The sequence below is a fragment of the Gordonibacter urolithinfaciens genome, assembly GCF_900199375.1.
GTDB classification, from domain to species: domain Bacteria; phylum Actinomycetota; class Coriobacteriia; order Coriobacteriales; family Eggerthellaceae; genus Gordonibacter; species Gordonibacter urolithinfaciens.
In genome coordinates, this window is record NZ_LT900217.1 from 2997874 (window position 1) to 3018082 (window position 20209).

Annotated in this window: 19 protein-coding genes; 5 read left to right on the plus strand and 14 right to left on the minus strand. The window is 65.1% G+C overall.

The window, feature by feature from the left end; translation table 11 throughout:
• Nucleotides 1-74 precede the first annotated feature (74 nt).
• Together BN3560_RS12825 and BN3560_RS12830 are read right to left on the minus strand one after the other, a co-directional pair.
• Complete coding sequence (locus BN3560_RS12825; RefSeq protein WP_096228352.1) at nt 75-1244, minus strand: NAD(P)/FAD-dependent oxidoreductase; 1170 nt, start codon at nt 1242-1244, stop codon at nt 75-77.
• Nucleotides 1237-2724 (minus strand): Na+/H+ antiporter NhaC family protein, encoded by a 1488-nt coding sequence (locus BN3560_RS12830; RefSeq protein ID WP_096228353.1) that lies wholly within the window; start codon nt 2722-2724, stop codon nt 1237-1239. The genes BN3560_RS12825 and BN3560_RS12830 overlap by 8 nt, the downstream gene beginning before the upstream one ends.
• A 302-nt stretch (nt 2725-3026) precedes the next feature.
• Here BN3560_RS12830 and BN3560_RS12835 point away from each other — a divergent pair, with 302 nt between their 5' ends.
• The 3 genes from BN3560_RS12835 (at nt 3027) to BN3560_RS12845 (ending at nt 6195) form a co-directional block, all read left to right on the plus strand.
• On the plus strand, nt 3027-3569 hold the full coding sequence (locus BN3560_RS12835; RefSeq protein WP_096228354.1) for a hypothetical protein: 543 nt from the start codon (nt 3027-3029) through the stop codon (nt 3567-3569).
• 49 nt (nt 3570-3618) lie between these two features.
• Nucleotides 3619-5415, plus strand: a complete 1797-nt coding sequence (locus BN3560_RS12840) for a CocE/NonD family hydrolase (RefSeq protein WP_096228355.1) — start codon at nt 3619-3621, stop codon at nt 5413-5415.
• Between the two features lie 111 nt (nt 5416-5526).
• Nucleotides 5527-6195 (plus strand): TetR/AcrR family transcriptional regulator, encoded by a 669-nt coding sequence (locus BN3560_RS12845; RefSeq protein WP_015539919.1) that lies wholly within the window; start codon nt 5527-5529, stop codon nt 6193-6195.
• 24 nt (nt 6196-6219) lie between these two features.
• On the opposite strand, the gene BN3560_RS12850 is transcribed toward BN3560_RS12845, so the two are convergent.
• The 4 genes from BN3560_RS12850 to BN3560_RS12865 all read right to left on the minus strand — a co-directional run bounded on the left by BN3560_RS12850 (nt 6220) and on the right by BN3560_RS12865 (nt 9880).
• Nucleotides 6220-6444, minus strand: a complete 225-nt coding sequence (locus BN3560_RS12850) for a hypothetical protein (RefSeq protein ID WP_096228356.1) — start codon at nt 6442-6444, stop codon at nt 6220-6222.
• A gap of 44 nt (nt 6445-6488) precedes the next feature.
• A complete protein-coding gene (locus BN3560_RS12855) occupies nt 6489-7031 on the minus strand; it encodes a hypothetical protein (RefSeq protein ID WP_096228357.1) in 543 nt (180 codons plus the stop codon).
• Between the two features lie 111 nt (nt 7032-7142).
• A complete protein-coding gene (locus tag BN3560_RS12860; protein ID WP_096228358.1) occupies nt 7143-7502 on the minus strand; it encodes a 4Fe-4S dicluster domain-containing protein in 360 nt (119 codons plus the stop codon).
• On the minus strand, nt 7502-9880 hold the full coding sequence (locus BN3560_RS12865; protein WP_161959474.1) for a molybdopterin-containing oxidoreductase family protein: 2379 nt from the start codon (nt 9878-9880) through the stop codon (nt 7502-7504). The genes BN3560_RS12860 and BN3560_RS12865 overlap by 1 nt, the downstream gene beginning before the upstream one ends.
• Nucleotides 9881-10148: 268 nt before the next feature.
• Here BN3560_RS12865 and BN3560_RS12870 point away from each other — a divergent pair, with 268 nt between their 5' ends.
• Nucleotides 10149-10400 carry a type II toxin-antitoxin system Phd/YefM family antitoxin gene (locus tag BN3560_RS12870; RefSeq protein ID WP_087190612.1) on the plus strand — a complete coding sequence of 84 codons (252 nt, stop codon included), beginning with the start codon at nt 10149-10151 and terminating at the stop codon, nt 10398-10400.
• A 2-nt stretch (nt 10401-10402) separates the two neighbouring features.
• Nucleotides 10403-10696: a Txe/YoeB family addiction module toxin gene (locus BN3560_RS12875; protein ID WP_087190613.1), complete on the plus strand. Its 294-nt coding sequence runs from the start codon at nt 10403-10405 to the stop codon at nt 10694-10696.
• Between the two features lie 36 nt (nt 10697-10732).
• Here the strand turns inward: BN3560_RS12875 and BN3560_RS12880 are convergent, their stop codons facing one another.
• The 8 genes from BN3560_RS12880 to BN3560_RS12915 all read right to left on the minus strand — a co-directional run bounded on the left by BN3560_RS12880 (nt 10733) and on the right by BN3560_RS12915 (nt 20151).
• Nucleotides 10733-12193, minus strand: coding sequence for a helix-turn-helix transcriptional regulator (locus BN3560_RS12880; RefSeq protein ID WP_096228360.1), 1461 nt, complete (start codon nt 12191-12193; stop codon nt 10733-10735).
• Between the two features lie 253 nt (nt 12194-12446).
• Complete coding sequence (locus tag BN3560_RS12885; protein ID WP_087190615.1) at nt 12447-12719, minus strand: hypothetical protein; 273 nt, start codon at nt 12717-12719, stop codon at nt 12447-12449.
• Between the two features lie 110 nt (nt 12720-12829).
• A complete protein-coding gene (locus BN3560_RS12890; RefSeq protein WP_096228361.1) occupies nt 12830-14215 on the minus strand; it encodes an MFS transporter in 1386 nt (461 codons plus the stop codon).
• Between the two features lie 191 nt (nt 14216-14406).
• The gene (locus BN3560_RS12895; RefSeq protein ID WP_096228362.1) at nt 14407-15876 is read right to left on the minus strand and encodes an MFS transporter; all 1470 of its coding nucleotides are present in this window, start codon (nt 15874-15876) and stop codon (nt 14407-14409) included.
• 85 nt (nt 15877-15961) lie between these two features.
• Nucleotides 15962-17020, minus strand: a complete 1059-nt coding sequence (locus BN3560_RS12900) for an amidohydrolase family protein (protein ID WP_096228363.1) — start codon at nt 17018-17020, stop codon at nt 15962-15964.
• Between the two features lie 86 nt (nt 17021-17106).
• Nucleotides 17107-17304, minus strand: coding sequence for a hypothetical protein (locus BN3560_RS12905; protein ID WP_015539933.1), 198 nt, complete (start codon nt 17302-17304; stop codon nt 17107-17109).
• Nucleotides 17305-17375: 71 nt separating this feature from the next.
• On the minus strand, nt 17376-17720 hold the full coding sequence (locus BN3560_RS12910; protein WP_087190620.1) for a 4Fe-4S dicluster domain-containing protein: 345 nt from the start codon (nt 17718-17720) through the stop codon (nt 17376-17378).
• A gap of 28 nt (nt 17721-17748) precedes the next feature.
• Nucleotides 17749-20151 carry a molybdopterin-containing oxidoreductase family protein gene (locus BN3560_RS12915; protein WP_161959475.1) on the minus strand — a complete coding sequence of 801 codons (2403 nt, stop codon included), beginning with the start codon at nt 20149-20151 and terminating at the stop codon, nt 17749-17751.
• Nucleotides 20152-20209 lie beyond the last annotated feature (58 nt).

Consider the following 20209-nt stretch of genomic DNA (forward strand, 5'->3'; position numbering starts at 1 on the left):
GGTTCGTCCCGATCACCCCGAGGGGGCGTAAAGCCTGCCCGCGAGGCGATCGGCGCTCCTGCTGGTTGCCGGGCCTACACCTCCGTTCCCATCAGCTTGCCGCCGAAGTAGAAGGCGGTTGCGGGGGAGGCGTGCAGTCCCAGGCGGCCGTACAGCAGCGACTGCCGGGTGATGTCCTGGCGCTCGACGCGCCATTCGCCGCGCAGTTTCTCCTCCAGCGCGGACACCTGCTCTATCTGCTCGCTGTCGTAGGGGTCGTAGAAGACGAACGCCACCTTGCCCGCGTCGGGCGTGAGCAGGGAGTCGATCTGCTTCTTCTCCTTCACGTAGCGCTCGCTGGCCGTCGCCGCGATGGCGCCGTCGGCTGCCGCGGTGACCACCTGGCGCAGGAAGGTCTGCGTGCAGTCGCCCACGGCGTAGATGCCGGGCACGCTGGTCTCCTTCTTCTCGTTGACCGCGATGTAGCCCTTGTCGTCGCATTCCACCAGGTCGCGAATCAGCTCGGTCTGCGGTATCATGCCCACGAAGAAGAAGATGCCGTCCGTCTCCACCTCGTTCGACGTGCCCGTCACCACGTTCTTGATGACGAGCCCCTCCACCTCGTCGCGTCCTTTGATCTCCTCTAGGGTCGAGTTCCACACGAAGTCGATCTTCGGGTTGCGGAACGCCGTTGCGGCGGCCACCTCGTTGCAGTCGAGATGCCCCTCCTCGTGCAGCACGATCACCGTCACCTTCGACGCGAAGCCCGTGAGGTAGTCGGCCTCCTCGATGGCCTGGTCGCCTGCGCCCAGCACGTAGATCTCCTTGCCCTTGAACATCTCGGCGTCGCAGGTGGCGCAGTAGGCCACGCCGTGGCCGGCGAACTCCTGCTCGCCGGGTATGCCCAGCACGCGCGGTTTCGTGCCCAGGTCCAGCAGGACGCAGCGCGTCTCGAAGTCGCCGCGCCGCTTCGTCTGCACGAGGAAGTTCCCGTCGTCCAGCTGCTTGATGCCGGTGACCGTGGTGCGCTTGAGCTCGTTGGTGGGGAAGGCGAGCGCGTGGGCCTTGAACTTCTCCATGAGCCCGATCCCGGTGTCGCCGATCGTACCCGGGTAGTTGCGTATCTCGCGCGTCTCGTTGATGCGCCCGCCGTAGCTCCCCTTCTCGATGAGGAGCGCCTTGCGCTCGGCCCGCCCGGCGTAGACGGCGGCCGAAAGCCCTCCGGCGCCCCCGCCTACGATAATCATGTCGTACGTCTCAGCCATTGTTCGCCACCAGGTCCTTCTTCTCGATTGCGGGTTTGCATGCCGTGGCCTTCCGTCCCCAACCGAACACGACCCAGCCGAAGCAGACCGCGGCCAGCATCAGGGGATAGAAGCAACAGGTGAATATCGGGACGGGCGCCACGAGGGGCAGCGCCGGGTTGGCGCCGGCCAGGCCCGCCACGAGGGTGATGGAGCCCATGATGAAGATGGAGTTCACGGGCACGATGGCCGGGATGTTCGTGGCCATGGCGGTGAGCAGGATGCTCCGGCGGTTCGCCGAGATGCCCGACCTCTGGCCTATGTTCTCCACCACGTCCTTGAACATGATGACGGTGGGCAGCTCGGACCCCGAAAGCAGGCAGCAGATGACGCCGGTGCCCAGCGCGACGATGCCCTCGGCGCCCGCCGGCCTCTTGGCCATCTTGAGGCCCATGAGGAAGTCGCAGCACTTCTCCAAGATGCCGCCCTCGACGGCGATCTGGATCATGCCGAACAGGAGGATGCTGGCGAACACGAGGTTCACCGAGCTGGTCACGCCGTCCATGAACACGCCGTGCATCTGCTGCTTGGCGAAGTCGAAGGAGGCGAGCGCTGCGGGCTCCATGAGGCCGCTCGCAAGCCCGAGGACAACGCCTGCGAGGATGGCCCAGCTCACGCCCATGAGCAGGTTGCGGGTCTTTACGCAGATGGCCAGCAGAAGCGCGATGGGGACGAACATGAACAGGCCGCGGGCATCCGCCATGCCGGCCAGCTCCTGCGGCGAGACGGTTGCCGCGCCGGCGCCGCCGAGGAGGAAGAAAAGCGCTGCGGAGACGAGGGCGATGGCCACGAGGTAGGGCGACCGGGCCTTCATCACCTCCACGAGGTCGGCCGGCCTGCCCGTTCCCGGGTCGTGTTGCGAGTTGATGGTCACATGGATGACCTGGGAGCTGGGGGAGAGCGCGTCGCCGAAGAACACGCCGCTGATCATGGCTCCCACGAGCACGGTCGGGTCCGCCCCCAGCATGACGCCGGACGGGTAGAAGATGGGCACGAGCGCCAGCAAGGCGGGAAACGGGGCGCCCGATCCCGTGGCGAAGACGGCGCAGCCGACGAACACCAGAACGACGAAGGCCCCTCCCTGCAGCCCGCAGTTCAGGCCTATCCAGAGAAGGCCGCCGCCGATGTCGCCGGCGACGAGCACCTTGCCGAACACGGCGATGATGATGAAGATGAAGATGAGGTTCGCATTGCCGAACTGGGTGAGGCCGCGCACGCACGAGGCCCAGTACTCCAGCTTGTTCCGGCAAAGGAAGAATCCGGCAAGCAAGCCGATGACCGAGGCGAAGATGAGCGCCTCCATGCCGTAGTAGCGTATGCCGATGGAGATGATCGCTGCAATGATCATGTAGAGAAGGATCGGAAGAGCCGCGAATCCCTGCGTGCCGTAGAACTGCAAAGCGAACCGCTTGTCTTTGCCGTCAACCCGCTGATGAGCCAAGGCAAACACCGCCTTTCTATTCAATTGCTCGCTTCGGGGCCCCGTTCCTATGCCTCCTATTAAGCCATGCGCGCTCCGGCAAAGCCTGTTGGCGTGGCAACACTTTTCCTGCCTGCCATCGCGATTTCTCATGGCCGGCTGATGGCGAACGGCATGACAAGGAGGACGCATGGCGGTCGCCTTGTTCCGAGAGGCTGATAATCGGACACTCCTCGGCCGAGCGTCCATGTCGAAAAGGTTTCTGCCGAGCATAATGATGCTATCGAAGCTTCGAGCCAAAACCGAAAGCAGCAAAGGAGGAAATGATGATCTTCAAAGGGCCGGGTGGGTTCGGACGTGTTCTCAATATCGTGATGTGCATGGTCATGTGCGTTGTTCTGAGCGTGATTATTCTTTCAACCGTACAGGGCATTCCGGGTAATGAGTCTTTGCCAATCTTCACCCTGTTGGGCTTCGGCGTCTCGTTTCTCATGAGCTTCTGCGCGGGCTATGTGGTGGGCGACCTTTTCCCTGCGCTCTCCTGGGGGCGCAAGCTGTGCGCTGTCCTGCATATCGAGAACAAGGTCGTCACCCATATCGTGAGCAGCCTCGTCCTCGCCTTCACCCTCATCACCTTGGTGAGCGTCTCGTGCGTCTGGATGACGAACGCGCAATCCCTGGGCCTGGGTGCCTGTGTGGGGATCTGGATGATGGTGTACCCGCCGCTGCTGGGCGCGGGCTACCTCGTCATCTTGGTGACGCTGCCCTTGGCGATGAGGCTCGCCTCTGCGATAAGCGGGTTCGATCCGAGCGGGCCTTCCCCGCAGAAGCCGGCGGAAGGCGCCGTGGAGGGCGCGCTTTCTTGAGGTTGGCGAGGCCGAGAACACTGTTACGTGCGACTAGATGGGAGATGCTATGATGCCGATGGAAAGAGAGCGGTTCACCCTCGAAACCACCATCAAGGGCGAGAGGATCGAGAGGATTTACCAGAAGGAGCTGAGGCCCGTCACGTTCGAGGAGTGGGAGGTCCTGTCCGACGAGGAAAAGCAGCTGGCCAAGCCCTGCGCGTTCAACCAGCGCACGTACGAGGCGGCGCCCGGCATCGTGTGCGAGCAGGATGTGGCGGTCAAGATGCGCGACGGAATAACGCTCTACTGCGACGTCTTCAGGCCGCAGGACTCGGACGCGAAGGTGCCGGCGATCCTGGCCTGGTCGAATTACGGGAAGCGCCCGAACGATTTCCGCACGGGCGAGGACGTGGGCTACACGCCGGGCGTGCCGTTCGGGGCCGTCTCGCCCAGCGCGAAGTTCGAGGCGGCCGACCCGCTCTACTGGTGTCCCAACGGGTACGCGGTCGTCAACGTCGACCCCCGCGGCATCGGCTACTCGGAGGGCCTCCACGACCAGTTCTGCGAGGAGGAGGCCAGAGATGGCTACGACGTAGTCGAGTGGGCCGCGCAGCAGCCCTGGTGCAACGGGCGCGTGACCATGGCCGGCTCCTCCGCGCTGGCCATTACCCAGTGGCACATCGCCGCGCAGCAGCCGCCCCACCTCGCCTGCATCGCGCCGTGGGAGGGCATGAGCGACATGTACCGGGAGTCGCTCTACGAGGGGGGCATACCCTGCGTCCGCTTCACCAGCTTCGCCACCGCGGGCGCCTGCGGACTCAAGGGCATCGACGACCAGGCGGCCATGGCCCTGCGCTACCCCCTGATGAACGCCTACTGGGAGAACAAGATCCCCGATTTCGGCAAGGTCACCGTGCCCGCCTACGTGGCGGCCGGGTGGAACCATTTCCACCTCCGCGGCTCTATCAACGGGTACCGCAAGATTTCCTCGGAGAAGAAGTGGCTCCGGGTGCACCGCGAGTTCGAGTGGCCCGATTTCTACACGCGCCAGAACATGGAGGAGCTCAAGGCGTTCTTCGACCGCTACTGCAAGGACGTCCACAACGGGTGGGAGCTCACCCCGAAGGTGCGCATCGACGTGATGGACGCCTACGACGAGGACTTCGCCACGAGGCGCCCGGAGCGCGAGTTTCCCCTGGCGAGGACCGAGTACCGGAAGCTCTACCTGAATGCCGAGGCCATGAGCCTCGAGGGCGAGAACCCGGCCGCGCCCGCCTCCGTCTCCTACGACGGCAACGAGGGCGTCGCGGAGTTCGACTACCGGTTCGAGGAGGACACCGAGCTCACGGGGTACATGAAGCTCCACGCCTTCGTCGAGGCGGACGGGCACGACGACATGGACCTGTTCGTCACCGTGAAGAAGGTCCACGAGAACGGGACCGAGATACCCGTGACCCTGTTCGACGGCACGGCGCCCCACCCGGGCGCCTGGGGAAAGATGCGGGTCTCGCACCGCGAGCTGGACGAGGCGCTTTCGAGCGACTTCCAACCCGTGCAGGCGCACCGCAGGGAGCTGAAGCTCTCCGCCGGCGAGATCGTCCCCATCGACGTGGAGATCAACCCCACGAGCCGCCTGTGGCGCAAAGGCGAGATCCTCCGCGTGCAGGTTGCGGGGCGCTACCTCCGCGACGAGCATTGGATCGAGCCCCTCATGTGGGAGACGGACAACCGGGGGAGCCATATCGTCCACACCGGCGGCGAGTACGGGTCCTACCTGCAGGTGCCCGTCGTCGGGCCGCGCCACGACCGCTCGAAGCCGTTCGTCGTGGACGAGGCGAGGCACCCGACCCATCCCATCTTCTAGCCGGGGTCCGCGGCAAGCCGCAAGGCGAGACGGCGGCGCCTGCCTTTGCAGGAAGGCGCCGCCTGCCTTAGAATCAGGGAACGATCGCAGGGCTGGAAAGGCGGTGCGGATATGGATTCGGGTTCGAGGGCCTCGGCGGCGAGGCGGGCTATCGTCGAGGCGTACATCGACCTCATGGAGGAGAAGCCCTACGACTCCATCCGGGTCAAGGAGCTGGTCCAGCGGTCCAACGTTGCCAGGTCCACCTTCTACGTGCACTTCCGCGACGCCATCGACGTGCTGGAGGGCATAGAGGGCACGCTCCTCGGCCTGTTGAGCCTCTACCGGTCCGACGGCGACGCCTACAAGGGCGCCATAGCGGGCATGCCGTTCGAGTGTATGGAGAACTGGTTCGAGGTCTGCATCGAGCACGAGCGGGTCTTGAGGGCGCTGACCGGCCCCCACGGCGACCCGTACTTCACCGTGCGCCTGCAGAACCAGATCAGGCAGGAGCTCAACCAGATGATGGACGACGACCGTGCCCCGCGCGACAGGCTGCGGCCCTACTACGTGGAGCTGCTCACCGCATCCTACATCGGGCTCATGAGCTACATCGTCAAGGAGAAGAACAAGAGCGAGTACCTGGAGGCGCACGAGCTGGCGAGCATCGCGAACTCGACGAGCGCCGCCTACTACAAGCTGAGCGACAAGGCGCCGCGGCTCTCCGACGAGCGCCTGTTCGGCGCGAAAGCGCCGATAGGGGAGGACGGGGGCGAAGATCGTCCGGAAACGGCCCGATAGGCGGAGCCGTTCCCGGACGCGGCGCTAGCCCAGACCGGCTGTGGAGAAGTAGCCGGCGACAGCTACGAGTGCGATGCCGGCAGCGCCTACGAGCACGTCTCTTGCCGAGGGGGACGGCGGGGTCTGCTCGGGCCGCTCAGGTGCGGGCTCGGCTGGCGCTTCGGCTGCTTCGATCGCCTTTGCCGTGGCGGTGCTCGTCCGGCGGGCGGCGGCTTTCTGGGCGGGGGTCATTTTCTTCTTGCGGCCCATGGCTGAATCTCCTTTCTCGGCCACGGCGCGGCGGATCTACGCCGCTAGCCCTTCTTCGCTGGCACGGGGTCCCGCTCGGCCTCCCATTGCTCGAGTATCACGCTGCCGCGGTACTTGTACACGCCGTAGATGCCGGCGAAGTCGTAGCCGGCGCAGGAGAACGTGCCGCCGATCGACGTGACGAACTCGGCCGCCTCCACGTTGAACGCGCCGCGTTCGAACACGTAGAGGTTCGCGATGCTGTCGCGGCTGCCGGTAGGGGCCAGGAACAGGCCCGTGCCGAACTGCACCGGCAGCCCGTCGCCCTTGAGGCGCAGGTTCTCCACGGCCAGGACGGGTTCGAAGCGGCCGATCCAGCTCTTGCGTTTGAGCGCCGCCCACTCCGCCCATACCGACGTGCCCTTCTGGGCGTCGTCGGCGTAGATGGCGTTGAAAAAGTCCTGGTAGGATGCCGAGCCTTCCAGGTACGGCGCGTAGTCGGGCGATACGTCCGGGCCTGCCGACACGTACAGCAGCAGGCGTTCCAGTGCGGGGCGCGAGGCGAGCGGTGCCTTCTCGATGCCCTCTTCAAGCTTTTGGTAGTCCACAGCCGGTCTCCTTTTCAACCGAGGTTCTCCCCAAGATGCCGGCCGTCGCTCGGGGCTGCCGGCATCTTGGGGAGAGCTGGGACGGCTCGGCGGCCGTCCCAGCTCAAGGCGCTACGCGCAGGGCGGCACCCACAGGTACTGCTGCGGCTTGGCGTCCAAGCGCTTCGCGAGCTCGTCCACCGGGCCGAACTCCATGCACTTGGCCTGGCAGTGGAACACGCAGGAGGGGAGCTTGCCCTTCTCCTGGCGGTCGGCGCACAAATCGCAGATCTTCGTGAACGCCGGGATGAAGTCGTAGACGTAGTTGTCCGTCTCGTTGCCTTCGGCGTCCTTCACCGGCCACGGGCCGTTCTGCATGACCTTCACGCCCCACTGCTCGAGCGGTAGCTCGTGCTCGGCCTGGCAGGCCACCTCGCACGAGTAGCACCCCGTGCAGTACTGGTAGTCGACGAGAATTCCGTTGAGAGCCATTACAGTTCCTCCTCCTTGCAGCGGTACACCTTGCAGAGCGTGCACTTCAGGTCGGCACCGAAGCCAGTCGTGCCGGGCTTGTTGGCCAGAAGCTGGTTGATGTTGGACTGGCGGAAGCCGTACAGGTTGGGTTCGGCGCCGTCCTGTTCGGGGAACCACCAGCCGTGCTGCGCGGCGATCTCCTTCTCGTGCACCTCGAACGTGAGGCGGGCACGCTGGCGGCAGCGGCCGCGGTGGTTCTCGATCCAGACCCAGTCGCCCTCGGAGATGTTCAGGTCCTTGGCCGTGCGCGGGTGGATCTGCACCCACGGATCGGGTGTGAGCTGGCGCAGGTAGGGGATCTGGCGGTGCTCCGAGTGGAAGAACGACGTGGTGCGGGCGCCCGTGATCATGATGAGCGGGTACTCCTCGTACAGGTCGGGCGTGGTGACGGGCCCGATGCCCGGCTCCTCGATGTAGGGCAGCGGGTCGTAGCCGAACTTCTCGAACAGCGTGGAGTAGAACTCGATGCGGCCCGTGGGGGTGTTGAAGCCGGGCTGGCCGTCGGGGCGCATGAGGCCCTTCTCGTACTTCTTGTACACGTACTTCTGGTAGACCGGGCCGTGCTCCATGAGCTCGTGGAACGTGAAGCCGGAGGGGCTCACGATCTCGTCGTACACCTCGTCCTCGGTCGCCCACGGCCAGGTGTGCTGCTTGCCCTCGGGGCGGCCGATGGCCTGGTTGAACTCGTCGTCGTTGTCGAAGTACTGGGCAAGCTCGCGGTTGATCTCGCAGTCCGACTTCGCCTCGCCCTCGGCCGCGCAGCCGCCCGTGATAGCGGACAGGAAGTAGTAGTGGGCGCGTACGGAGTGCTTCTCGGCCCACGTCTGCACCGGCATGACGATGTCGGCGCACGACTGGATGGTAGGCGTCATGAAGATGTCCACGGCGGCGATGAACTCCGGCTTCTTCATGGCCTGGTACCAGCGCTCGGTCTCGCAGCTCATGCAGGCAATGCCGTTGGATGTCTGGATCCACACGCCCTTGACCTTGCCCTCCTCCATATACTCCAGGCACATGTCGGGCATGGCCTGGGTGAGGCCGTAGCGGTACATGGGGAATTCTTTCCAGCCCACGCGCTTCTTCTGCATCTCCTCGTTGATGAGGTCGTAGATGCCCCATGCGCCGGCGGACGGCTGGTCGACGCCCATGGGGGAGGCGGTGTAGCACATGCCGCCCGGCACGTCGAGGTTGCCGGTGATGGTCCACAGCGCGGCGATGGCGGCGGCGCAGGGCGTGCCCTGGCTCTGCATGTCCACGGCGAGGCCCCACACGACGTTGGCCGGCTTGGACGTGGCGAACAGGCGCGCAGCGGCGATGATCTTCTCCTTGGGGACCCACGTCATGGCCTCCACCTGGTCCAGCGACAGCTCGCGGGCGCGCTCGGCCAGCTCGTCGAAGCCGTAGGTCCAGCGCTCCACGAAGTCATGGTCGTAGAGGTCCTCGTCGATGATGACCTTGATCATGCCGAGAGCGAGGCCCGTGTCGGTGCCGGGGCGCAGCTGCAGATGGATGTCGGCGTGCGCGGCGAGCCAGGTGACGCGCGGCTCGACGGAGATGAGCTTGCAGCCGAGCTTCATGGCGTCGGTGACCCAGTGTCCCATGAAGAAGTCGGGGTTGGAGATGGTGGGGTTGCAGCCCCAAACGATGGTGCACTCGGGGCACACCCACTCGGGGTCGTCGTAGCGCAGCGCCGAGAACTGCGAGAAGTCGGCGATGAGCATGCCGCCGTAGGTCATGATCATGAGCGACAGGCGGGGCAGGTAGCAGGCGGTGCCGGACAGGAAGCCGTACTCGTTGGGGCTGCCGAACGTGTTCGCCATGCGGCCGACCTGCCACTGGTTGTCGCGTGCGGTGCCGCGCAGGCAGTGGATGGAGTCGCCGCCGTAGGTCATGGAGATGCGACGGAATTCCTTGTAGCAGGTTTCCAGCGCCTCGTCCCACGTGATGCGCTCCCACTGGCCGCTCCCGCGCTCGCCGGCACGCTTCATGGGGTGCAGGATGCGGTCGGGGTGGAACTCCACCTGCTTGAAGGCCAGGCACCTCGGGCACAGCGCGCCGCGGTTGTACGGGTCGTCCGGGTCGCCCTCGCACTTGATGAACTTGCCGGTCTCCTTGTCGGAGTACACCAGCACGCCACAGCCCTCGTGGCAGCCCGGCGCGCTCCACACCGAGGTGCGGGTGACCACCATGCCGTCCTCCTCGTACTGGAAGGGCTTCGGATGCTTCCAGCGAGGATCCACTTCCTGCCTCTTGCCGGCGCCGAAGTTGAACTGGTTCTCCTCCTTGGACGTGCCGATCTCGTCGCGGTCCTTCTCCGCGACAGCGTTCTCTACCATCGCAACTCCTCTCGGTCTCCGGGCCTGTCGGGTGTCCGCCCCAATCGGCCCTCCCCTCTGGGGTTGCCAGCGAGTAAAGCACGCGATAGGTATGAGCCTATCGCGTGATGAGTATGCAGATTGGGAATCAGTACGTTGGTATGACGCGATGAACAGGGACGATGGAAAAGGGGTAGGCGAGGCTCCTTGGTATGAAGACGAGGTTCCTTGACGTACGTAATTGCGTACGCTACTATAGAGCAAAAGAAACGAGGTAAGGAGACAGGCCATGACTTCGATCACTGCAACGGCTTTGCGGCAGAATATCTACCAGACCATCGCCCAGGTGAACGAGAACTGCACGCCCATCGCCATCACGAACAGCAAGGGGAAGGGGGCAGTGCTTATCGGCGAATCCGATTGGGCGGCTATCGAGGAAACGCTTTTCCTCAACGGCATTCCCGGCATGAGCGAATCGCTGCGGGCCGGCATGGCGGAAAAACCCGAGGACTGCCTTTCTGAAGACCGACTTGAGTGGTAGTTATGTATGCAGTGAAGTTCACGAAGCAGGCTGCAAAGGATGCAAAGAAGCTTAAAGCCGCTGGTCTCGACAAGAAGGCGAAAGCACTTGTCGAGGTGCTTAAGAATGATCCCTTTCAAGAGGCTCCTGCCTACGAAACGCTTGTGGGGAACCTCTCGGGCCTCTATTCGCGGCGCATCAACCTGCAGCATCGGCTCGTTTATCAGGTATATGCAGAGCCCTTTGCCGAGGGTGGCGAGGAATTCGATGGCACGGTCAAAGTCGTGCGCATGTGGACCCATTACGAGGGACTCTAGCCTTCCGGCGCATTGCCGCTTTCCCGCGCCGTCCCGCTAGTCCTCCACCGGGAACTCCTCCACGAAGTCCATGAGCTTCTGCTGGGAGTGGATGTCGAGCTTGCGGTAGATGCTGTAGATGTGGCTCTTCACCGTGTGGGGCGATATGGTGAGCTTGCCCTGGATGTAGGCGGCGTTGCGCCCCTTCGCCAGGAACTTCAAGATATCGGTCTCGCGCGGGGAGAGCTGGTAGAGCTCGGCCACGGCGGCGCAGCGGCGCTCGAAGAGCTCCTTCTCGCTAAGGTTGGACGGCACGGGAGCGGCGGGTTCGCGGGCGCCGATCGTCCCGCCGTCTGGCGCATGGTGCTCTTTCGAGGGGAAGAACAGCATGACCACCGCAACGAGCACGAACGCCATGCATAGGCGCACGATCATGAACGCGTCGGAATGGGCACCGTAGGCCATGGTCATGCCCGTGGCCACGCCCCAGCCCACGAGGAAGCCCAGCGCGCTGAACACGAGGCGCGCTGGCGCCTGGCGGAACACCGGCGTGTCCCAGCGTTCGACGCTCTTCTTCACGATGAACGCGTAGTTCACCGATACGAACGCCGCCCACGACGCCACGACCAGGCACGAGCATGCCAGCTGGATGGCCTCGGTGGCGAAGGGCATGGAGAGGCATGCCAGCACGGTGATGCACAGCAACACGCGCTGGATGACGGTGATGCCCACGGCTTTGCCCGAAAGCGCGAGCACGGCGATCAAGCCGGCACCGGGTATCACGAACAGAAGGCCCACGAGCACGTCTTGCTGGCCTGAGTTGAACAGGTACACGAACGTCAGGCCGAACACGATGCCGAACGCCACGAGCGAGGGTTCTATCTCCCAGGTGAACTCCCAGGTGTTCTTGCACGAGCCGGCGGGGGGCGCATCGGCGTTGCCTTCGGCTCGCTCGCCGGCGAAACGGAGGAGGCCGACGCTAAGCAGCGCATAGACGATGCAGAACACGGGCTGTACGGCCTCGGGAACGATGGCGGCGAGGACGAACAGCGCCCCGCCGCCCACGAGCGACAGGCTCGTGAAGCGAGGAAAGCTCTTCACCCTGATACGGCTGCTCGCATCGAGCCAGCTCACCGTCAGCGATGCGCCGCCCAGGCCCGCGCAAAGGTTCACGACGCACAGCACTGGGGAGGGTACGTCCACGCCGAGGCCCAGAAACAGGGCGGCGATGGGCAAGAGCAGCGCCAGCGCAGCATCGGTCGCAAGCGCGGACAGCCTGAACGGATCGAACCGGGAGTTCTTGGCAAGAAGGTGCAGGGACAAATATCCCAGTGCCAGACCTGCGAAAACGAATAACTGGATGGCGTCGCGCTCGGCTACGGGGGTGTCCTGGATGAACTCGGCGAAAAGCCAATAGTACGATACGAGCATCCACCCGAAAAAGCAGGAGAACCCGCCGATCCCCAGCAGCTCCATGGCGCCGATGCGGCGCATGTCCACGGTCTTGCCGTCGTCCATCTGATTCCCCCCGCAGTGCCCGGCTTGAACGTCGTTGGAGAAACTGAGCACGATCGGCGCGGCCTGCCGGACACCGATTCAGGACGCGGACCCCAACATCTCCGGAACCTCAGTATACATCAAAAGGAGAGCGAGAGGGCCGTTCCGGCGCAGGCGGAGAGCCGCTCCCTATAGTTTGCCGACGGTCGGAAGCAGGGCAAGCTCCATCAGATGCGCATGCGTGCCCGTCGGCACAGGGAGCCGTCCGCCGCCCTCAGGCTACCCCCGGCGGCTTGATCCCGCGTTCGCGAACGACGCTGTCCACCGACGACATGCCCAGCTCGCGGCATGCGCTGGCAACGCCGGGGGTGGCGCCGGTGACGGCGTCGGCATCGCAGGTGCCCGGAGGCGGGCAGGGGGGAGGCGCCGCCGGAGCGCCTCCGTGCTGGCCGGGGTCGAGGGCGGCCGCCGCATCGGCCAGGCTCGTGGCGCCCGTGACGGCGTCGGGCTGTTCCCCCGGTTGGTCGTTCATGCGCTTCTCGTACATGGTTTCCTTCTCTACCTCGTCTTGCTTGGCGGTGGCCGATGTTCTTCGGCGCGGCCTACGGCCATGCGCAGGAGGGGTGCCCTTCGCACCCCTCCTGCGGCTCCGAAGGCTTATGCGGCCGCCGGGCGTCCTTCGCCCATCGGACCGTCCGAGCGTGCTGTATCCTGCGCGGCGTCCTCGTCTTCCTCGAACACCGGCGGCTTCATGGCCACGTAGACGATCCACAGCAGCGTGCCCACGGCCGCCGTGGCCGCGCAGAGCGGCGCCACGTTGGTCCATACCTGGGCCTCGCCTATGATATAGCCCACCACCGGCGTGCACAGAAGGTTCGAGATGCCCTGGAAGAAGATGATGATGGCCATGCCCACCGGCATGGTCACGCGCTTGGGCATGGTCACGGGCACCATCGACCACACCACGCCGCTCGTCCAGCCGCTCTCGAGGCCCAAGAGCACCAGATAGGCGGGCAGGTACTCGTAGGGAACCAGGAACGCGCCCACGTAGAAAAACGCGCAGAACCCCGCGATGATCACCATGACGTTGCGCGCCTTAAGCGTCTGGAACTTCCCCAGCAGGAAAGCCGTGACCAGCGCCATGGGGATGGAGGCCGCGAAGCCGAGCGAGGCCATGGATCCGCCGGACACGCCGGCCTGTGCCTGAGCGGCGGCAAGGTCCATGCCTTCTGCCAGCATGCGTTCCAGCTCCACGCCCTGCACGTAGGTGGGCACCCAGGTGAGCACCGAGAGCGAGGTGAACATGAGGAAGCAGAACCCCAGGCCGAACAGCCACATGCGCTTCACCTTGAATCCCTCGAGCAGGATGGCGGCGGGGCGGTGCTGCTTCTCGCCCGTCTCCCGCTCGCGCTTGGCGGCCACGCCGCGCCCGGCATGCGGCACGCTCACGAACAGCGCGAACACCACGAAGGACACGAGGGCGAGCACGTCGGAGAACCACCACCAGGCATGCCAGTTGGTCGGGTCTCCCGTGAGCGCGAGCGCCACCGGCACGCCGATGTTGTAGGCGAGCGTGGAACCCACGACGTACCACAGGTTCCAGATGCCCATGGGAAGCCCCGCCTTCTCGCGGGGGAAGTACATGGAGATGACGGTGGTGGCCACCACGCCCATCATGGCCACGCCGATGCCCTCGAGCACGCGTCCTGCGATGAGCTGCGCGAACGAGTATGACAGCGCGCCCACGGCGCATCCGGCCACCATGAAGGCCAGGCCCACGAGGCCCACGCGCTTCGGGCCGAAGCGGTTGAGCAGGAACGCCGAGGGGAACGCGGTGATAATGCCGGCCACGGCGATGACCGACATGAGCCAGCCGGTGGTGCCCGGATCGGTCCCGAAGTCGTGCATGAGGGCGCCCATGAACGTGGGCACCTTGAACTGGTTCATAATGACGATGATGCCGCAGAACAGCAAGGCGAAGAGCACGATCCAGCCCTTGCGCTGGCGGTTGCGGGCCACGTCGTTTTGATGGTTGTTGCTCATGATTAGTCCCTTCTCTCCGCGAACGCGGGGATACAGGCTTGAGGGAAGGGGCGCTGCTCGCCGCAGTCGCCCCGTGAAATTGGTTTTTCCGTAGGCAAGGACTCTGCCCTTATGCTGACTGGAGCTGCTCCGCAAGCGGCAAAGCGTTGAATTGAATTCCGCTCCGCCGCTTTGAAGTTGGGTGTAAGGTCTTAGTGCTGTGCGGCTGCCTCGTCTGCGGGTTTGCCGGCGGGAGCGCTCGCGGCCTGCTTCTTAGAGGGCTTCACGCCGAAGGCGAGTAGGATGCCCACGATGCTCACGGGCACGAGCGCATACACGGCAAGCATAGGGTCGACGTGGATACCAGCGGCGGCGGCCTCCTGGGCCGCTTGTGCGATGGCGGGGCCGAAGTCGGCCGGGGTGCCGCCGGAAGCGAGCACGGCCTGCTTGGCCTCGATGGCCACATTGGAGGCGGCGGTCAGCGTGTCGCTGAACGGATGCATGACGTAGCTCGTGAACATCTGGCCCGCGTACTGGCCCAGCGTCAGGAACGACAAGCCGAAGGCCACGGCCGTGGCGCCGCCCTTGAACACGAGCGTCGGCACGAGCGGGCGGCAGCAGGCATTGAGCAGCATGTTGCCGGCGCAGAAGAACACGACGTAGGGGAGGAAGAACGTGACCTGCGAGAACGTGGCGGATGCGAGCGCCAGGAACAGGATGCCCACCACGACGCAGAGGTACTTCTTATCCCTGGGCGTCTTGTCGAGGATCAAGCCGCCGATGGGGGCCAGCGCGCCGCACGCGCAGATCAGGCCGCCCCACAGGCCGGCGGCCGCCGCATCCCAGCCCAGGCCGCCCAGCAGCTCGGGGGTTTGCATCCAGGTCTTCAGGTACTGGCTGAAGCCGTAGTTGACGTAGTTGTAGATGGCGAACATGAGGATCAGGCACCACAGCTGGCGGCTCTTGAAGAACGGAAGGACCTCTTTGAAGGACTTGCGCTCGGGAGACACCTGCGACCGCTCGTTCTCGCGCGGCTCGCGGAACACGATGGCGAAGATCACGGCGAACACGACGATGACAGCGACCCAGATCCACTGGAACGCCACCATGTCGCTGCCCGCCATCTCGAACACGTTGTTGCCGATGAAGTTGATGACGAAGATGCCCACGGGCGCCCAGATGGACCAGATGGCCATGGCGCGCCCGCGCGTGGCATCGGGGAACCACACCGACACGCAGGTGGGGCCTGCGACGATGGTGGTGGCCAGGGCCACGCCCAGAATGAAGCGCCCCACGAGGAACGCGTAGAAGTTGTCGCCCACGAAGACGGCGCTCACGGCCGTGCCGACGGCGCCGAGCGCGAGGCCGGCGACGGTCGCGGCTTTCGGGCCGATCTTGCGCACCAGGTACGAGGCGGGCAGGGCCATGATCAGCGCGCCGATAGGCACGAGGCCCATGACGTTCGACATCAGCTCGAAGTTGGCCGGGTTGGCGAACAGCGCGTTGTTCTCGGCCAGCCAGTTCTTGAACACCGGGAACGTGATGCCCGGCAGCCACTGCCAGGCGAAGACCAGCGCGATGCCGGCCAGGACCGACGTGATGAGGCATGGCCAGGCGTACGACGGCGTCTTCTCAACAGGTTTGGCTTCCCTTGCCGCTACGGCGGCATTCGGATTGCTCATGATGGTTTCCCCTCTTTCATCGGACGCCTCCTTGCGCGGCGTCGACGGATCTGCCGGGAAGGGGCTCCGCCCCTCCCGTCTTTCCCTACAGGTTGAACAGCTTCGCCGCGTTGCCGCCCAGCATGAGGTCCTTCTCCTCCTGCGTGACGTCGAGGGCCTTCACCGAGCCCACCGAGCGGGCCATCCACTCGTAGAACACGGGGAACGAAGAGCCCAGAAGCAGGTGGTCGGCGCCGCACGTCTTCACGGCGAGCTCGAGCTGGTCCTTGCTCCAGCTCATGGGGTGCGTCATGTCGAAGTAGATGTTGTTGGCTAGGTAGCGGTCGTACGCCTCGCGGTCGACGTTGGTGGCCAGGCGGTTCATAGCCTCCTTCTTCTTCACCGACACGTGCGGGGCGAGCAGGTCCTTGAGCGCGAACCAGTTGCCGCCGAACATCGTGTGGATGAACTTGAGGTCGGGGAACTCGTCGAACATGCCCGAGTACACCTCGCGGCCCACTGCGGTGGCCTGCACGTGGATACGGCCGAGCTCGCGTCGCAGGGGCGTGTAGTCGGCGAAGTTGCCGAACGAGTTCTGTCCGGGCGTATGGTGGATGGCGCAGGGCACCTTCTTGTCGTTGAGCACCTTCAGGTAGGGCTTGAACAGCTCGTCGTCGAGGAACTTGTCGCCGTAGCAGCAGGCGAATTGCACGCCCACCATGCCGAGGTCGCCCAGGCAGCGCTCCAGCTCGTAGATATCCTCCTTGCGGCCCCACGGCGGCAGCACGGCGTTGGCGTACAGGCGCCCTTCCGACTGACGGCACATCTCGGCGGCCTGGTCGTTCACGATCTTGCACATGTCGAGCGGCAGCCATTCCTGCCACACCGGCATGCGCAGAAGCGCGATGTCAACGCCCACCTCGTCCATGGCGCGGAGCTTCGTCTCCAGCGTGTAGTCGCCCTCCACGTAGTTCAGGATGTCCTTGCCGTCCTCGGTGGCAAGCACGATCTGGTCCTTGGCGCCGTCGGGCGTCTTGCCGCGGTAGGCCTTGAGCCCCATGGTGATGGGGGCGGAGTACAGAAAGCCGTTGAGCACCTCCTCGTTCGTGAACAGGTCGGTGGGCAGGAAGTGCATGTTGATGTCGATGACCTTGTTGTCTGCCATGTTCTCTCCTTTTTCTCTCGACGGGCGCCCGCCCCGCGCCGCTTGGCCGCAGGGCGGCGAGGCGCGGGGCGGGCAGCCCGCCCGGGTTACCGGTAGATCGGTGTAACTTCGCGCTCCGCGATCTTCTTCATGTTGGCGCCGCAGCGGTCCTTCCAGTCGATGCGGCCCTGCTCGCGTTCGAGCTCGGTGACCGAGCGGCTGAAGTCGCGCGTCAGGTGAACGTCGACGTTCATCAGCTTCTCGGCGATCCTCCCGCCGAAATCGTCCTCGAATCTCTGGGCCATGTCCGTCCTCCTTCCTGGTTCCCTTTTCCGCGGGCGCCCCGCCTTGGCACGGCGCCCGCGGCCCGACAGATCTACGCCTCGTTGATGGCGACGATCATCTGCTTCTCGCGGTCGACCTTCTTCGCGAGGTCCTCCACGTCTCCCCAGTCCAGGCACTGGGCCTGGCAGTGCTGCACGCACGTGGGCTGCTTGCCCTTGCCCACGCGCTCGGCGCACAGGTCGCACCACTTGGTGAACTGGGGGATGAAGTCGTACTGGTAGTCCTTCTTGGCCTCGTCGATGTGCAGCGGGCCCAGCTTCGTGATCTTCAGGCCGAACTGCGCCTCGGTGTAGCCGTGTTCCTGCTGGCAGGCCAGCACGCACGCCTCGCAGCCGGTGCAGTAGTCGACGTCGACCAAAATTCCCTGGTAAGCCATGTCTCTCATCCTTTCCGTCGCGCGGCTGCTAGTCGGCCTTGCGGATCTTGCACATCATGGCCTTGTAGTTCGAGCCGAAGCCCGATACGCCGGCGTCGAAGGGCACGAGGTTGTTGATGTTGGACTCCAGCACGCCGAACAGGCCCTCTTGCTCGTTCTCCACGTTCTCCTCGGCCGCGTCCTTGCGCTCGGGGAACCACCAGCCGTGCTCGGCCTGCATGACGCGCGGGTCGTAGGTGTCGTTGAAGGCGGCCTTGTACTTGCACTTGCCGTGCTTGTTCTCCAGCCACACCCAGTCGCCCTCCTCGATTCCGTTGGCGGCTGCGGTGTCGGGGTGCAGGTACACGAGCGGGTCGGGGTGCAGGGCGCGCAGCTTCTTGACCTGGCGCTGCTCGGAGTGGAAGAAGTGCGGAACGCGCGCGCCGGACGTGACGATGTAGGGGTACTCCTCCACGTCCTCGGGGGCGCTGTAGGGGCTCTCCACCGGCTCGACGTAGCTCGGCAGCGGGTCGAGGCCCGACCACGACGTGTGGTGGAACACCATGGAGTAGATCTCCGCGCGGCCCGTCTCGGTGCGGAAGCCCGGCTGGCCGTCGGGGCGCAGGTCTCCCGTCTCGTACTTGCGGTACTTGAACTCGGGGTACTTCCACGTGGACTCGCGCAGCTCGTCCCAGGTGAAGCCGCCGTCCTCAAGGGCGTAGTCCCACATCTCCTGCACGTCGTCCCAAGGCCAGGCGATGTCCTGGTTCTCGGGCTTGATGGCCGCCGTCAGGCGCTTGCCCAGCTCCAGGAAGATGGTGTTGTCGGGCTTGGAGTCGCCCACGGGCTCGATGGCCTTGTTGATGCAGCTGATGCGGTAGGCGTTGAGCCCGCCGAAGCCGTCGCGCTCCTCGTAGGTGGCGGCGGGCAGCACCACGTCGGCCAGCGCCATCATGGTGGGGGTCATGAACAGGTCGGACACCACGATGAAGTCGATCTGCTTGTACCATTCCAGCTGCTGGGCGGCCTGGGCGCCCATGGTGGCCAGGAAGTTGTTCGTCACGATGTAGGCCGCGCGGATGGGTATCTCGCCGCGCTGCCACGCCTCGATGGTGGCGTTGGAGGACAGGTTCTTGAAGCCCACGGCGAACATGGGGTAGCGCTCCACGCCGATGCGCTTGGACTGCTCCTCCTCGGTCATGAGCTCGTCCCAGCCCCAGGTGCCGGTCCAGTTCGGCTGCTCGATGCCCCAGCAGGCGTCGCCCATCACGTTGCCGCCGGGCACGTCGAGGTTGCCGGTGATGCACCACAGGGCCGTGATGGCGTGCGCTGCCTGCTGGCCGCCCGTCTGCTGGTCGAGCGCCACGCCCCATTGGATGGCGGCGGGCTTCGATGCGGCGTAGGTGCGCGCCACGCGCTGCACGTCCTCCTTGGCCACCCAGGCCCTCTCGCACAGGTCGTCCAGGTCCATCTCCGCCACGCGCTCGCACACGGCTTCCAGGCCGTACACCCACTTGTCGCAGAAGTCCTGGTCGTAGAGCTTCTCGTCGCAGACGACCTTCAGCATGGCCATGGCCAGCGCGCCGTCGCCGCCGGGACGCACGCGCAGCCAGTCCTCGCCGGCGCGGGCCGCGAGCCACGTGAGCTGCGGGTCCACCACGGCCACCTTCATGCCGCGCTTCATGAGGTCGGTGATCCAATGGCCGTAGAAGCCGTCTGCGTTGCTGTAGAAGGGTTGGTGGCCCCACACGATGCAGTACTCTGGCACCGTGTAGCGCGGATCGTCGTAGCGCTGGGGGAGGAACTGCGAGCAGTCCATGACGCAGGCGCCGCCCAGCATGCAGGCCATCGACGCGATGCGGGGCAGGTAGCACGAGTTGCCGGCGAAGTAGGGCACGCCCTCGTTCGGGGAGCCCACACAGGCGTTCAGGCGCGTTACCTGGTGGATATCGCGGCCCGTGCCCTGGCACATGGCGATCTTGTCGGCGCCGTACGTGTCGACGACGCGCTTGAACTCGCGCACGATGATGTCGTAGGCCTCGTCCCAGCTGATCTCCACGAACTTGTCCTTGCCGCGGTCGGCGCGGTCGCGCTTCATCGGTTTGGTCAGGCGGTCCTCATGGTAGACGTAGTCGGGGATGCAGAGGCAGCGGCTGCACAGGCGTCCCTGGTTGTAGGGGTCCTCCGGGTCGCCCTCCACTTTCACCAGCTTGCCGTCCTTCACGTAGGACAGGATGCCGCACACGTTGTGGCATCCAGGCGCGCTGCGCGCGGTGCCGCGGATGACGGTCATGCCGTCCTCCTCCCACGTCCAAGGCACTTTCGGCGTCTCGGCAGCAGGCACGGGTGGGCGCGTGTCGGTCTTCTTCGGCAGGCGCGAGCCGCGGCGGTACTTCTTCCCGTTGGTCTCGCTCCAGTGCTCCTGCACGGGGGCCTGGGCTGAATCGGCCATACGTTCCTCCTTCTCGTTGCTTCTCATCGGTTCTCGTCTCGCATCGGGGTCGTCTCCG

Excerpts from the sequence above, each read along its gene's own strand:
- BN3560_RS12825 (WP_096228352.1), bottom strand. The coding sequence starts at position 1,244 with ATGGCTGAGACGTACGACATGATTATCGTAGGCGGGGGCGCCGGAGGG.
- BN3560_RS12835 (WP_096228354.1), top strand. The coding sequence starts at position 3,027 with ATGATGATCTTCAAAGGGCCGGGTGGGTTCGGACGTGTTCTCAATATC.
- BN3560_RS12840 (WP_096228355.1), top strand. The coding sequence starts at position 3,619 with ATGATGCCGATGGAAAGAGAGCGGTTCACCCTCGAAACCACCATCAAG.
- BN3560_RS12845 (WP_015539919.1), top strand. The coding sequence starts at position 5,527 with ATGGATTCGGGTTCGAGGGCCTCGGCGGCGAGGCGGGCTATCGTCGAG.
- BN3560_RS12850 (WP_096228356.1), bottom strand. The coding sequence starts at position 6,444 with ATGGGCCGCAAGAAGAAAATGACCCCCGCCCAGAAAGCCGCCGCCCGC.
- BN3560_RS12860 (WP_096228358.1), bottom strand. The coding sequence starts at position 7,502 with ATGGCTCTCAACGGAATTCTCGTCGACTACCAGTACTGCACGGGGTGC.
- BN3560_RS12865 (WP_161959474.1), bottom strand. The coding sequence starts at position 9,880 with ATGGTAGAGAACGCTGTCGCGGAGAAGGACCGCGACGAGATCGGCACG.
- BN3560_RS12870 (WP_087190612.1), top strand. The coding sequence starts at position 10,149 with ATGACTTCGATCACTGCAACGGCTTTGCGGCAGAATATCTACCAGACC.
- BN3560_RS12875 (WP_087190613.1), top strand. The coding sequence starts at position 10,403 with ATGTATGCAGTGAAGTTCACGAAGCAGGCTGCAAAGGATGCAAAGAAG.
- BN3560_RS12880 (WP_096228360.1), bottom strand. The coding sequence starts at position 12,193 with ATGGACGACGGCAAGACCGTGGACATGCGCCGCATCGGCGCCATGGAG.
- BN3560_RS12885 (WP_087190615.1), bottom strand. The coding sequence starts at position 12,719 with ATGTACGAGAAGCGCATGAACGACCAACCGGGGGAACAGCCCGACGCC.
- BN3560_RS12890 (WP_096228361.1), bottom strand. The coding sequence starts at position 14,215 with ATGAGCAACAACCATCAAAACGACGTGGCCCGCAACCGCCAGCGCAAG.
- BN3560_RS12895 (WP_096228362.1), bottom strand. The coding sequence starts at position 15,876 with ATGAGCAATCCGAATGCCGCCGTAGCGGCAAGGGAAGCCAAACCTGTT.
- BN3560_RS12900 (WP_096228363.1), bottom strand. The coding sequence starts at position 17,020 with ATGGCAGACAACAAGGTCATCGACATCAACATGCACTTCCTGCCCACC.
- BN3560_RS12905 (WP_015539933.1), bottom strand. The coding sequence starts at position 17,304 with ATGGCCCAGAGATTCGAGGACGATTTCGGCGGGAGGATCGCCGAGAAG.
- BN3560_RS12910 (WP_087190620.1), bottom strand. The coding sequence starts at position 17,720 with ATGGCTTACCAGGGAATTTTGGTCGACGTCGACTACTGCACCGGCTGC.
- BN3560_RS12915 (WP_161959475.1), bottom strand. The coding sequence starts at position 20,151 with ATGGCCGATTCAGCCCAGGCCCCCGTGCAGGAGCACTGGAGCGAGACC.